This window comes from Cellulomonas sp. WB94 (genome assembly GCF_003115775.1).
In the GTDB taxonomy this organism is placed as follows: Bacteria; Actinomycetota; Actinomycetes; order Actinomycetales; family Cellulomonadaceae; genus Cellulomonas_A.
The window spans coordinates 2,075,734-2,088,843 of record NZ_QEES01000002.1 but is presented as its reverse complement, the minus strand read 5'-3'; the positions used below and the strand labels follow the sequence as shown (position 1 = coordinate 2,088,843).

Below are 13,110 nucleotides of genomic sequence, written 5' to 3'. Positions count from 1 at the left end.
CGCGCCAGGATTGAGCAGGATCAGTAGGTGAAGGTCTCCACGCGGGTGCGGAGGTCGGCGGAGAGGCGGGCGAGCTCGGTCACCGAGTCGCCCATCTGACCCAGCACGTGCGCGGAGGCGTCCGCGGAGGTGGCGACCCCGGTGATGTTCGACGCGATCTCACTGGACCCCATCGCGGCCTCCTGCACCCCCCGAGACATCTCGTTCGTCGTGGCCGTCTGCTCCTCCACCGCACTGGCAATCGTCAGCTGGTAGTCGTTGATCGACGCGATGATCGCCGAGATCTGCCCGATCGCCGCCACCGCCCCCGCCGTGTCCACCTGGATCGCCTCCACCCGCCGCGCGATGTCCTCCGTCGCCCGCGCCGTCTCCGACGCCAGCTCCTTGACCTCCCCCGCCACCACCGCGAACCCCTTCCCGGCCTCCCCCGCCCGCGCCGCCTCGATCGTCGCGTTCAACGCCAACAAGTTCGTCTGCGCCGCGATCCCCGTGATCACCTTCACCACGTTCCCGATCTCCTGAGACGACGTCCCCAGCTTCATCACCGTCACATTCGTCGCCGCCGCCACCCCCGTCGCCTGATTCGCGACCTTCGCCGCCTCATTCGCGTTCTGCGCGATCTCCCGGATCGACGCACCCATCTGCTCCGCCCCCGCCGCCACCGTCTGCACATTCCGGCTCACCTGCTCCGCCGCAGCCGCCACCACCCCCGCCTGCACACTCGTCTCCGCCGACCCCGCCGACACCTGCGCCGACGACGCCGAGAGCTGCTCGGCTGCCGCAGCGACCGTCCCGGCCGTCTCGATGACGCCCGACATCGTCGACCGCAGCGACGTCTGCGCGGTCGAGAGCGAGCGCGCCATCTGGCCCAGCTCGTCGCCGCTCTGGACGTCGGTCGGCACCGTCAGGTCGCCACCGGCCATCGCGTCGAGCGTCGTGCTGACCGCCCGCAGCCCGCTGGTGATCCGGCGGGTCACCGTGCTGGCGAGTGCGCTCGCTGCGACGGTCCCGATGACGAACGCGATCGCGAGAGCCATGACCGTGCTCCGGATCTCCCCGGATGCCCGGTCCATGACGGCCTGCACCTTGAACTGGATCTGGCCGTCCGCAAGGCTGAGCGCCCGACCGGTGTTGTCCGGGTCGCCCGCGACGGAGGCGTTCAGGGCTGCCGAGAGCCCGGCCACGTCACCCGCGGCGACGAGTGGTGCGAGCGTCGCGTCCCGGTAGGCGATCCACGCGTCCCAGCGCGTCACGAAGTCCGACCACTGCTGGGTCTTCGACTCCGGGTAGGACGAGACCTGCTCGATCATCCGCGCCGCGGTCCGGTCGTTCCACTGCGCCGAGGTGAGCAGCTGCTCGCGGGTGCTGGCATCCGTTGCCTCCACGGCCCGGTGCACCAGCAGGTGGCTCTGCGTCTGCACGGCCCGCAGCTTGGCCATCGAGCCCTGCAGCTCACCGGTCAACGTGCGCACGGTCTCGAGGTTCTGCCCGGCACGGAGCAGCGCGATCGCACCGACCCCGCCGACGAGGCCGAACACCACGCCCAGGAGCGCCAGCGACGCGCCGATCTTGACCGCGACCGGGCGGTCCCAGAACCATGCGGCCCGGCTCGGTCGGAGCTGGGGGGCCATCTCGGTGCTCACGTTCGTCTCCATCGTCCGGGGGCTCATCCGAGCTCCTGCTGGGTGTAGTAGCCGCTGCCGACGAGGACGTCGGCGTAGTTGGCCTTCGTCACGACCTGCGGCTTCAGCAGGTACGACGGCACGACCTTCACGCCGTTGTCGTACGACGCGTTGTCGTTCGTCTCGGGCTCCTCGCCCTTGAGCAGGGACTCCACCATCGACACCGCGACCTCGGCGAGCTGGCGCGTGTCCTTGTAGATCGTCGAGTGCTGCTCGCCCGCGATCAGGGCCTTGACCGCGGGGATGTCGGCGTCCTGCCCGGTCACGACCGGCCACGGCTTGTCGGCCGTGCCGTAGCCGTGGCTGCGCAGCACCTCGAGCACGGGCACGGAGATGATGTCGGCCGGCGCGAGGACGGCGTCGACGCGCTTGTTCGCGTAGACCGTGTCGAGGATCGGACCGAGTCGCTGCGCGGCGGTGTCGCCGTTCCACTTCGGGGTCGCGATGGTCGCGAAGTCGGTCTGTCCCGAGCCCACGACGAGCACCCCGGCGTCGAGGTAGGGCTGGAGGACCTTCATGGCGCCCTGGAAGAACACCGTCGCGTTGTTGTCGTCCGGCGACCCCGCGATCAGCTCGATCAAGAAAGGACCGGTGACGTGCGTGTCGGCACCCTTGGCGTCGAGGACACCGAGGCCCTCGAGCAGAGAGTCGGCCTGCTGGGCGCCGACCAGCGCGTTGTCGAACGTCGCGTAGTACGCGATGTCGGGGGTGTCGCGGATCAGCCGGTCGTAGGAGACCACCGGGATGTTGGCGGCGGCCGCCTTCGCGAGGACGTCCTTCAGGGCCGTCCCGTCGATCGCACCGACGACCAGCGCACCTGCGCCCTCGTCGATCATCGCCTGGATCTGGGCGACCTGGGTCGGCACGTCGTCCTCGGCGTACTTCAGGTCGACCGTGCGGCCGAGGGCCCGGAGCTGGGCAGCGACGTTCTTGCCGTCGTTGACCCAACGGTCCGACGTCGTCGTCGGCATCGCGACGCCGACGATCTGCTTCGTCGCGGTGGCGCCCGAGGCGCACCCCGCCAGGGCGGCCGCGGCCACCAGCAACGCCGCAGCAGCGGCACCGATCCGTGCGCGTCTCATGTGTCGGCCTTCGTGTCGGGACCCGGCCTGCGCGCAGCGGGACAGCGCAGAGCGATGAGGGGTCGGGGTGCTTCCACCTCTCCGATCGGCAGCGCGCCCGGGGTTTGAACCCTTACCGGCAAGCGAGAACCCGGGGAGCGGCGAGGCTCCCCGGGTTCTCGGGACGTGCTGAGGGCGTGCTGCGAGGTGCTCAGTACGTGAACGCCGCGACCTTCGCACGCAGGTCGGCGGAGAGCTGGGCGAGCTCGGCGACGGCGTCGCCCATCTGCCCCAGCACGTGCGCGGACGCGTCCGCGGACGTGGCGACGCCGGTGATGTTCGACGCGATCTCACTGGACCCCATCGCCGCCTCCTGCACCCCCCGAGACATCTCGTTCGTCGTGGCCGTCTGCTCCTCCACCGCACTGGCAATCGTCAGCTGGTAGTCGTTGATCGACGCGATGATCGCCGAGATCTGCCCGATCGCCGCCACCGCCCCCGCCGTGTCCACCTGGATCGCCTCCACCCGCCGCGCGATGTCCTCCGTCGCCCGCGCCGTCTCCGACGCCAGCTCCTTGACCTCCCCCGCCACCACCGCGAACCCCTTCCCGGCCTCCCCCGCCCGCGCCGCCTCGATCGTCGCGTTCAACGCCAACAAGTTCGTCTGCGCCGCGATCCCCGTGATCACCTTCACCACGTTCCCGATCTCCTGCGACGACGTCCCCAGCTTCAGCACCGTCACATTCGTCGCCGCCGCCACCCCCGTCGCCTGATTCGCGACCTTCGCCGCCTCATTCGCGTTCTGCGCGATCTCCCGGATCGACGCACCCATCTGCTCCGCCCCCGCCGCCACCGTCTGCACATTCCGGCTCACCTGCTCCGCAGCAGCCGCCACCACCCCCGCCTGCACACTCGTCTCCGCCGACCCCGCCGACACCTGCGAGCTCGCCGCGGACATCTCCTCGGCGGCAGCCGCCACGGCCTCGGCCGTCCCGACGACCTGGGCGAGGGTCGAGCGGACCGACGTCTGCGCCTTCTCGAGCGAACGGGCCATCTGGCCGATCTCGTCCTGCGTCGTGACGTCGGCAGCCAGCGTGAAGTCGCCGTCGGCCATCGCCTCCAGCGAGCGCTGCACCGCCCCGACCCCGCGCCGGATCGACGACGAGATCCGGAACCCGAGCAGGAGGACAAGGAGGAGTGCGACCGCGAGGCTCACGACAAGGATCACGACGGCCAGGCCGGCGCGGTCATGGGCGTCGCTGGCCGTCGAGTTGAAGTAGGCGGTCGTCGTCGTCTCGACGTTGTCGAGGTTCGCGACGTAGACGTCGATGAGCGGCTGGCTCGACTTGGCCATCAGCTGCTCGTAGTACGCACCGTCACCCGCGATGCCCGCAGGGACGAGCTGGGCGTCGCGGAACTTCAGCCACTTCGTGTAGTTGGCCCGGAAGTCCTTCCAGTCCTGGGTCACCGCGGCGCCGCCCATCGCGGACTCGTACGCCTGCGCCGCTGCCTCGAGCTCGGCGTCGTTGTCCTTCTGCTTCCCGACCCAGGTGTCCTTCGCCTCGGTGGTCTGCACCGCGGCGATCTGGGCGGCGATCATCCGCGCCTTCAGCTGGTCCTGGTGGACGGTGCCGCGGTTGTGGACGAGCTGCTCCTGGATCACCGACAGGCTCTCGGTCTGGGCCGCGAGCGCACGCAGCTCCGTGACCGCGTAGGCGCCGGACGCGATCGCGACGACGGCCAGCAGGAGGATGACCCCGATGATCTTCGTGCCGACCTTGAGGTTGGCGAGGGCCGAGCCTGTGCGCCGCGCGGCCGAGGGGCCGTCGGCGGGCGCCGGGCGCCCGGCCGTCGGGCGCACGGGCCGCACTGCCAACTCCGGCGCACGCCCCCGGGCGTCGGACGCGGTCGTGGGCAGGATCACGGTGGCAGTCATGGGCTTTCTCCCGGTTCGGTGCGGCGCTGCACACCCGCCAGGGTCGGTGGCGGGGTCGAGCTGAGGAGCGGAGGTCAGGCCGCGACGGCCTGGTCGACGTCGAGGATGAGCAGGAGCGACGAGTCGAGCTTGTAGGCGCCGGTGATGAGCCGGCGCAGCCCGACGTCGAGCGTGTCGGGCGGCACCTCGAACCGCTCCGGGCCGACCTCGACGACGTCGCCGATCTCGTCGACCAGGAGGCTCACAGGCTCCCCGTCGACCTGGACGACGACCATCATCGGCTCGGCGTCCGCCTCGAGCGGCGGCACCCCGAGGCGCGGGCGCAGGTCGATCGTCAGGACGACCTGGCCGCGCAGGTTCACCAGGCCGGCCACGTCGACCGGGGCGAGCGGGACCCGGGTGCGGGTGTGCGCGCGGAGCGCCTCCTGGACGCGCGTCACGTCCACCCCGTACAGGGCGCCGCCGAGCGTAAAGGTCACGTACTGGGTCATCGCACTGCTCCCACGAGGTCGTAGCGGCTGACGGGACCGGCGGAACCGGTGTCCGGGACGGCCGCCGAGGCGTCTGCTCGCACGTCGTAGAACGCCGGGTCTGCGGCGAGGACCGCTCCGCGGACGTCGAGCAGCTCGGTCACGTGCCCGTCGATGACCGTCGAGCCCACCAGGCCCGCGTCCTCGATGTCGGAGTGCTGCGAGCCGTCGTCGTCCACGATGTCGAGGATCTCGGCGACGACGAAGGCCACGCTGCGACCGGCCTCGAGGTACACGACGAGCAGCAGCTCGTCGCTCTGGTCCGCCATGGACCCGTACCCGCCGAGCAGGCGGTCGAGCCGGATGAGCGGAAGGATCGTGCCGCGGTACTGCACCACCTCACGACCGCCGACGAGCTCGACCTCGGAGAGTCGGACGTGCTCGAGCCGCGCGACCGAGGCGAGCGGCATGGCGACCCTGCGGTCGCCGCCGATGCCGACGACGAGCACCTGCTCGAGCGCAACGGTCTTGGTGACCTCGGCGGCGGCGCGGGCACGGCGCAGGTCGACGTCGCTCGTGAGCGCACGCCGCGAGATCGTCTGCACGTCGAGGATGAGCGCGACCCGACCGTCCCCGAGCACCGTGGCGCCCGCGTACACCCCGAGGGTCTTCAGTCGCGACGACAGCGGCTTGACGACGATCTCCTCGGTGTTGAGGACACGGTCGACGAGCAGGCCGAAGCGCTGCTGGTCCGCCTGCACGACGGCGATGACCTGGTTGCCCGATCGCGCCGGGCCGCCGGCGACGGCCGCCGCCCCGAACGGTCCGTCGACCCGCAGCACCGCCGCGAGCGACACGAGCGGGAGCAGCTCGCCGCGGAGCCGGTAGACGGGCGCGGCCTGCACGTACTCGATCGCGGAGTCGGTGCGCTGCGCGTCGAGCGCGACGAGCTCGAGCAGGTTGACCTGCGGCACCGCGTACAGGTCGCCCGCGCACTCGACGGTCAGGGCGGGCATGATCGCGAGCGTCAGCGGGATGCGCAGCCGCCAGGCCGTACCCTGGCCGACGGCCGTCTCGACGTCGACGGTCCCGCCGATCGCCTCGATCTTGGTCCGGACGACGTCCATCCCGACACCGCGGCCCGACACGTTGGTGACCGTGTCGGCGAGCGAGAAGCCGGGCAGGAACAGCAGCTGGACGATCTCCGACGGGCCCATCGCGGCGAGCTCGTCGGCGGTGCGCAGGCCCCGCTGCAGGGCCTTGGCCGCGACCTTCTCGTCGTCGATCCCGCGGCCGTCGTCAGCCACCTCGACGACGACCTGGCCACCCTCGTGGAACGCGCGGAGCGTGAGCACGCCCTTGGCGGGCTTGCCAGCCGCGACGCGCTCGGCGGGCGGCTCGATGCCGTGGTCGACGGCGTTGCGCACGAGGTGGGTCAGCGGGTCCTTCACGGCCTCGAGCAGACCGCGGTCGAGCTCGGTGTCGCCGCCGATCATCTCGAGGGCGACCTCACGCTCGCACTGGGCCGACAGGTCGCGCACGACGCGCGGCATCTTCGACCAGACGTGGTCGATGGGCTGCATGCGGGTCTTCATGACCCCCTCCTGCAGCTCACCGGCGATGAGGTTCAGGCGCTGCGCGCTGCGCGAGAGCTCGACGTCGTCGGCCCCGGAGGCGAGCAGGCTGATCTGGTTGCGCGCGAGGACGAGCTCGCCGACCTGACGCATGAGTGCGTCCAGCAGGCCGACGTCGACGCGGATCGAGGAGTCGGCGCTCGTGCGGGGGGCCGCGGCCTCCTCGGGTGCGGCGGCGGCTGCCGGGGCGGGAGCGGCGGCTGGTTCGGAAGCCCGCGGAGACGGCACCACGGCAGCAGCGCTCTGCACCTTCGTGGCGGAGGCCGCCTTCGGCGCGACTGGTTCAGGCACGGGTTCGACCTCGGGCTCGTCGTCGAGCTCGGGCTCGGCGGCGTCGACGGGCTCAGCAGAGACCTCGGTCGCGACCGGCGCGGGCGTGGTGGATGGGGTGGCCGACCGCTGGGCCGGGACCTCGGCAACGGGTGCCGGCGTGACTGCGGGTTCGACGGCGACCTCGCCGGGCACCTGCTCCTGCACCCGGACGATCGCCGCCATGACCTCGTCGACGACGACCTCGCCCTCGGTGCCGTCGAGGTCGATCGCCGCGAGGATGTCGCGCACGATGTCGACGAGGCGCAGCAGCACGTCGGTCGTCGACTGGTCCATCGAGCGACGCCCGTCGCGCAGGTCGACCAGCAGGCTCTCACCCACGTGCGTCACCTGCTCGAGGCGCGAGAACGCGAGGAAGCCGCTCGTGCCCTTGATCGTGTGGATCGTCCTGAAGATGCTGCTCAGCAGCTCGCGCGACCCGGGGGTGCTCTCGAGCGCGACCAGGTCCTGGTCGAGCTGGTCGAGGTTCTCGTGACTCTCGACCAAGAACTCGCGGACGATCTCGTCCATGTCCTCCACGCGTGCCTCCCAGGGCCCGCGCCGGCGGTCCCGGGGCGAGCACTCAGCCGATCGGCGGCTGGGTCTCCCGCGTGAGGGATTCGGGGGGCTGAGGAGTCGACGGGATCAGGCTCCGCAGCTGGGCGACCGCGTCGTCGTCGACCGCGCTCGCTGCGACGTTGGCCGCCCGGACGGCCTCGAGGACCTCGGCGCGGTGCACCCGCACCTCGCGGGGGGCGTCGATCCCCAGGCGCACACCGTCGCCGCGCACCTCGATGACGGTGACGACGATGTCGTCGCCGATCATGAGGCGTTCGCCCACTCGACGGCTCAGGACCAGCATTCCCCGACCCTACCCGTCGATCCGGGCGACGACGTGACCCGGCGCGGGACGCGCAGGTCAGTCCCAGCGGACGCCAGGCTGCAGGTGCTGGCTCAGCGCGGCGGCCCAGGCGACGCCCGTGGCCGGGATCCCGTCGAACCAGGCGACCGGGACGCCGAGGTCGAGAACCGTGCCCGGCTGCGTGGTCTCGAACAGGCCGCGGACCGCGAGCGCGTCGACCCGACGCCGCTCCCCCACCTCGGTCAGCCAGCGTGCGCAGTCGCGCGTCTTGGTGCGTGCATCGACGACCCCCCACACCTGGTCCGGGTCGAGCGCTGCGAGCAGCTCGGCCGCCACGGCCCGGTCCCGCGGGTCGGGACCGACCGCGAGGGCCACGACCCGGATCTGGCCGCCGTCGGGCATGACCCGCCAGCGGGCCGCGGCCGCGGTGTCGGTGAGGCGCCGGACCCGTCCGGTGGACGGCTCCCCCTCCCCCGCGACCACGAGCGACGTCGGGGCCAGGCGCAGGCGCTCCACGACCTGGGCGCCGACCGCCGCGGCCTCCCGACCCGCACCGACGACCACCACGACGGAACCCGGGGTCCGCGGCAGGTCGGGCGCCGCCGGAACGTTCGCGAGCAGCACCGACAACGGGGCGGCCTCGGCGATGCCTGCGAGCATCCGCTCCGGCACCCCGAGGTCGAGGAGCGCGGACCGGGTCGTGCCCGCCGGCGCTGCGACCGGCACCTCGACCTGCACGGGGACCATCGGCTCGAACACCCTCGCCGGCGGGGCCGGGACCTCGACGTCGGCGGTCAGACCTTGGGCGCCCGTCATGGCACGGACCTGCTCGAGGACGGACGCGAACGCGTCAGCGCCCGTCGAGACGAGAGGTGAGCCGGCGTCGGGGCCGGGCGTCGAACCCGCGGCGCCGATCTGGTGGCGCGCCTCGGCGGCCTCCACGGCCGCGAGCAGCGCATCGATCCCGACGGGCCCCGCGGCGGCGGGCACGGGGAGGCGCGTCGCCCGGGGCCGCGCGAGGGGTTCATCCGGCACGTCGACCGTCAGCTCGTAGCGCTCCCGGGCGAAGAAGCCCACGAGCCCGCCCGACCGCACGCGGTCGGCCCGGATGATGCGCGCCGTGGGACCGAACTCGGCCCGCACGTGGACCATGAGCTCGGCGAGGTCGCCACCCTCAAGCAGCAATCGCGTGGACACCCGTCACCACCCCCACGGACTCGATCTGGACGCCGCCACCGGTGACCTCGCCGTACGACAGCACCGCCGTGCGCGGCAGCGCCATCGCCACGAGCCGGTGCAGCGCGGGACGCAGCGCCGGTGCGCACACGAGCACGACGGGCTGCCCCGACGCCTCGCCCCGGCTCACGGAGGCACGCAGCTGGTCGAGGACCGCGTCGAGCCGCACCGGGTCGACGAGCAGCTGGGTGCCGGTCTCGGTGGGACGCAGCTGCTCGACGAACGACTGCTCGAGCGTCGGGTCGAGCGTGACGACCCGCAGCGTCCCGTCGTGCGCGTACTGCGCGGTCAGGGCGGGGCCGAGCGCCATCCGGGCGGCCTCGACGAGCCGCTCGGGCTCGGTGCTGACCTTGGCGCGCAGCGTGAGGGCCTCGTAGATCCGCGAGAGGTCCCGGATCGCGACCTCCTCGGCGAGCAGGCCCTGCAGCACGCGCTGTACCTCGCCGAGCGTGAGGAGACCCGGGATGAGCTCGTCGACGACCGACGGGTTGACCTGCTTGACGCCCTCGGTCAGGACCCGCACGTCCTCCCGGCCCAGGAGCCGGGGAGCGTTCTGCGCGATGATCGACCCGAGGTGCGTGATGAGCACCGAGACCCGGTCGACAACCGTCGCACCCGCAAGCTCCGCGGCGTGCCGCAGCTCGGCGGGCACCCACTTGCCCGGCAGGCCGAACACCGGCTCGACGACGGCCTGGCCCGGCAGGTTCGCGAGGTCGTCGCCGAGCGCGAGCAGCCGGCCGGCCGGGGCCTCGCCGCGCCCGACCTCGACGCCGGCGATCCGCACGACGTACGTGGACCGGGGCAGGTCGACCGAGTCACGGGTCCGCACGGGCGGCACGACGATCCCCAGGTCCATCGCGACCTTGCGGCGCAGCGCGCGCACGCGGACGAGCAGGTCCTGCTCGGGCCCCGAGCCGACGAGGTCGACCAGGTCGGGCGCCAGGAGGATCTCGAGGGTGTGCACCCTCATCTGCTCGATGAGCTGCTCGGGGCTGTCCGGGGACGGCGCGGCGGTCTCCGCGACGCTCCTCGACTCGACCTCGAGCGCGTCGCGCGCGTCGGACGACTTGATGCGCTGCGCGACGATCAGCAGCCCGCCGCCGACCAGGATGAACGGTAGCTTCGGCATGCCCGGCAGGAGCGCGAGGGCGATCGCCCCGATGCCCGAGATGATCAGCGCCGACCGGCTCTGCAGGAGCTGCTTGGCCGCCGCGGTGCCCATGTCGCCCTCGGCCGACGCGCGCGTGACGACGATGCCGGTCGACACCGAGAGCAGGAGGGCCGGGATCTGGGTGACGAGACCGTCGCCGATGGTCAGGAGGCTGAAGCGCTGGAGGGCGTCCCCGGCGCTCATGCCCATCTGCACCATCCCGATGACGAACCCGCCGATGAGGTTGATGACGGTGATGATGATGCCCGCGACGGCGTCGCCCTTGACGAACTTCGACCCGCCGTCCATCGCGCCGTAGAAGTCGGCCTCGGCGGCGACGTCGGCGCGGCGCTGCCGGGCCTGGTCGTCGTCGATGAGGCCCGAGTTGAGGTCGGCGTCGATGGCCATCTGCTTGCCGGGCATCGCGTCGAGGGTGAACCGCGCACCGACCTCGGCGACGCGCCCGGCACCGTTCGTGATCACGACGAACTGGATGACCACCAGGATCATGAAGATCACGAGCCCGATGACGAGCGAGCCGCCGACGACGAAGTGGCCGAACGCGTCGATGACCTGACCCGCGTACCCGTCGCGCAGCACGAGCCGCGTGCTGGCCACGTTGAGCCCGAGCCGGAACAGCGTGAAGACGAGGATCAGCGACGGGAACACCGAGAAGTCGAGCGGGCGCCTGACGTACATGCTGGTCAGCAGGATGACGAGCGACGCGGTGATGTTGAGCGCGATGAGCACGTCGAGCAGTGCCGCGGGCAGCGGCACGACGAGCAGCAGGACGATCCCCACGACTCCGACGGGCACAGCGAACTGCGCGACTGACCGGTTCTTCACGACGGGACCTTCCTGGTACGGACAGGGGTTCTGCGGCGGCGGACGTCGGGGTCGCTGGCCTCCGGAGGGAGCTCGGTCGGACCGGTCGGCAGGCGGTGCTGGCCGAGCGCCGAACCGCGCCGGCGCAGGGCCATGACGAACGCCAAGATCCGGGCCACCGCGGTGTACAGGTACTGCGGGACCTCGTCGCCCAGGTCGCACGCGCTGTTCAGCGCCCGGGCGAGCGGGACGTCCTCGACCATCGGGACGCGCTTCTCGGCGGCCTCGAGCCGGATGCGGGCCGCGACGGCGCCCGACCCCTTCGCGACGACCCGCGGCGCGCCGGTGCCCGGCTCGTAGCGCAGCGCCACGGCGACGTGGGTCGGGTTGACGAGGACGACGTCGGCGGTCGCGACGGCGGCCATCATGCGGTTGCGGCTCATCGCCATCTGCTTGGAACGGATCGCGCCCTTGAGCATCGGGTCTCCCTCGGAGCGCTTGTTCTCGTCCTTGACCTCGCGCAGCGTCATGCGGGTCCGCTTGCGGTTGCGACGCAGCACGACGACGACGTCGAGGATCCCGAGACCGATGCCCGCAGCGATGCCCGTCCGCAGGAGGGACGTCGTCCCGCCGGCGGCGGCACCGAGCAGCTGCGCCAACGACAGCCGGCCCGTGCTCGCGAGCAGCGGCACGAGCGCCTGCACGCCCGAGTAGAGGACCAGGCCGACGACGGCGGACTTGATCACCGTCTTGGCGCCCTGCCACCACGTCTGGCCCGTGAACAGCTGCTTGATGCCGGGGAAGATCGCGAGCTGCTTGCCGTGGAACTTGATCTTGCGCGGGTACACGCCGCCCTGAGCCGCGGCCACGACGATCGTGACGACGACCACGAGCGCGAACATCGGGGTGAGCGTGCCGAGCAGGGATCCCAGGCCGTCGTCGAGCGCCCCCACGGCCACCTCAGCGCTCGGCTCGGCCGCCACGTCGCGCACCGCCATGAGCTGGTGGGTCGCGGCGGTCTGCGCTGCCGCAAGGACCGCTGGGATGGCGATGGCCGCCGCGGCGAGCCCGACCCAGGCCGACAGGTCCTGCGAGCGCTGGAGCTCCCCCTTGCTGCGGACGTCCTTCATCCGCTGCGGGGTCGCCTTCTCGGTCCGGTCCTGACCGTCGCTGCTCAACCCGTCACCCCCATGACCGTGCTGACCGCCTTGGTGACGAGGCCGTCGACGACGTGCGGCATCGCGAGGTAGACGACCGCCGCGAACGACAGGGTCATCCAGATCTTCAGCGGGAACCCGAGCGCGAACGCGTTGAGGGCCGGAGCCACGCGGGTCAGCAGCCCGAGGCCGACGTCGGTCAGGAAGAGGACGATCACGAGCGGCCCGGCGATCTGGAGGGCCGCGATGAACATCTGGCTCACACCGGTCGCCGCCGCGTGCGCGAGGACGCTCAGGTCGAGCGACGCCCCGAGCGGCAGCGCGTCGAACGTGCGGATCAGGCCGGCGATGACGAGCTGGTAGCCGTTCGTCGCGAACAGCAGCACGACCGCGGTCAGCTGGTAGAGACGCTGGAACTGCGCGCCGCTCGTCATGTTCATCGGGTCGAACGCGGCCGCCATCTGGAACCCGCCGAACAGGTCGATCAACGTGCCCGCCGACTGCACCGCGGCGAACACCATCGCCACGAGGAACCCGAGGCCGGCACCGACGACGACCTGGAGCACGAGCGCCCCGACGTACGCCGCGGTGCCCGTCGTCGCGACCGCGCGCGAGGGGTCACCGGCGAGCAGCCGCGGCGTGACCGCGAGCGCGAGGCCGATCGACAGCATCGCGAGGACCCGGCGGGGCACCGCACGGTGCGAGAACGGCGGCGCGATGACGAGGAACGCGACGATCCGCACCCCGGCGAGCATCGCCGTCTCCACCGAGCCCAGCGGCAGGGTCAT

The 13,110-nt window shown here is 71.9% G+C and carries 10 protein-coding genes; all 10 read right to left on the bottom strand.

Annotation, left to right across the window (positions count from 1 at the left end; translation table 11 throughout):
* Window positions 1-20 precede the first annotated feature (20 nt).
* Entirely contained in the window at window positions 21-1,670 is a 1,650-nt protein-coding gene (locus DDP54_RS10795) for a methyl-accepting chemotaxis protein (RefSeq protein WP_242448342.1), read from the bottom strand.
* Window positions 1,667-2,764: a multiple monosaccharide ABC transporter substrate-binding protein gene (gene chvE / locus DDP54_RS10790; RefSeq protein ID WP_109131739.1), complete on the bottom strand. Its 1,098-nt coding sequence runs from the start codon at window positions 2,762-2,764 to the stop codon at window positions 1,667-1,669. The genes DDP54_RS10795 and chvE overlap by 4 nt, the downstream gene beginning before the upstream one ends.
* 190 nt (window positions 2,765-2,954) lie before the next feature.
* Complete coding sequence (locus tag DDP54_RS10785; RefSeq protein WP_109131738.1) at window positions 2,955-4,679, bottom strand: methyl-accepting chemotaxis protein; 1,725 nt, start codon at window positions 4,677-4,679, stop codon at window positions 2,955-2,957.
* 74 nt (window positions 4,680-4,753) lie between these two features.
* Complete coding sequence (locus tag DDP54_RS10780) at window positions 4,754-5,170, bottom strand: chemotaxis protein CheW (protein WP_109131737.1); 417 nt, start codon at window positions 5,168-5,170, stop codon at window positions 4,754-4,756.
* Complete coding sequence (locus DDP54_RS10775; RefSeq protein ID WP_242448460.1) at window positions 5,167-7,623, bottom strand: chemotaxis protein CheA; 2,457 nt, start codon at window positions 7,621-7,623, stop codon at window positions 5,167-5,169. The genes DDP54_RS10780 and DDP54_RS10775 overlap by 4 nt, the downstream gene beginning before the upstream one ends.
* Window positions 7,624-7,675: 52 nt before the next feature.
* Complete coding sequence (csrA, locus tag DDP54_RS10770; RefSeq protein WP_109131735.1) at window positions 7,676-7,954, bottom strand: carbon storage regulator CsrA; 279 nt, start codon at window positions 7,952-7,954, stop codon at window positions 7,676-7,678.
* Window positions 7,955-8,011: 57 nt separating this feature from the next.
* The gene (locus DDP54_RS10765) at window positions 8,012-9,151 is read right to left on the bottom strand and encodes a hypothetical protein (RefSeq protein WP_146192413.1); all 1,140 of its coding nucleotides are present in this window, start codon (window positions 9,149-9,151) and stop codon (window positions 8,012-8,014) included.
* Window positions 9,129-11,186, bottom strand: a complete 2,058-nt coding sequence (locus DDP54_RS10760) for a flagellar biosynthesis protein FlhA (protein WP_109131733.1) — start codon at window positions 11,184-11,186, stop codon at window positions 9,129-9,131. The genes DDP54_RS10765 and DDP54_RS10760 overlap by 23 nt, the downstream gene beginning before the upstream one ends.
* Window positions 11,183-12,343, bottom strand: a complete 1,161-nt coding sequence (locus DDP54_RS10755) for an EscU/YscU/HrcU family type III secretion system export apparatus switch protein (protein WP_242448341.1) — start codon at window positions 12,341-12,343, stop codon at window positions 11,183-11,185. The genes DDP54_RS10760 and DDP54_RS10755 overlap by 4 nt, the downstream gene beginning before the upstream one ends.
* A complete protein-coding gene (locus DDP54_RS10750) occupies window positions 12,340-13,110 on the bottom strand; it encodes a flagellar biosynthetic protein FliR (protein ID WP_197711371.1) in 771 nt (256 codons plus the stop codon). Before DDP54_RS10750 ends, DDP54_RS10755 begins: the two co-directional genes overlap by 4 nt.

Bases quoted from the DNA above. Each gene is read 5' to 3' on its own strand.
- DDP54_RS10785 (WP_109131738.1), bottom strand. From the start codon at position 4,679: ATGACTGCCACCGTGATCCTGCCCACGACCGCGTCCGACGCCCGGGGG.
- DDP54_RS10750 (WP_197711371.1), bottom strand. From the start codon at position 13,110: ATGACCCTGCCGCTGGGCTCGGTGGAGACGGCGATGCTCGCCGGGGTG.
- DDP54_RS10795 (WP_242448342.1), bottom strand. From the start codon at position 1,670: ATGAGCCCCCGGACGATGGAGACGAACGTGAGCACCGAGATGGCCCCC.
- chvE (WP_109131739.1), bottom strand. From the start codon at position 2,764: ATGAGACGCGCACGGATCGGTGCCGCTGCTGCGGCGTTGCTGGTGGCC.
- csrA (WP_109131735.1), bottom strand. From the start codon at position 7,954: ATGCTGGTCCTGAGCCGTCGAGTGGGCGAACGCCTCATGATCGGCGAC.
- DDP54_RS10775 (WP_242448460.1), bottom strand. From the start codon at position 7,623: ATGGACGAGATCGTCCGCGAGTTCTTGGTCGAGAGTCACGAGAACCTC.
- DDP54_RS10780 (WP_109131737.1), bottom strand. From the start codon at position 5,170: ATGACCCAGTACGTGACCTTTACGCTCGGCGGCGCCCTGTACGGGGTG.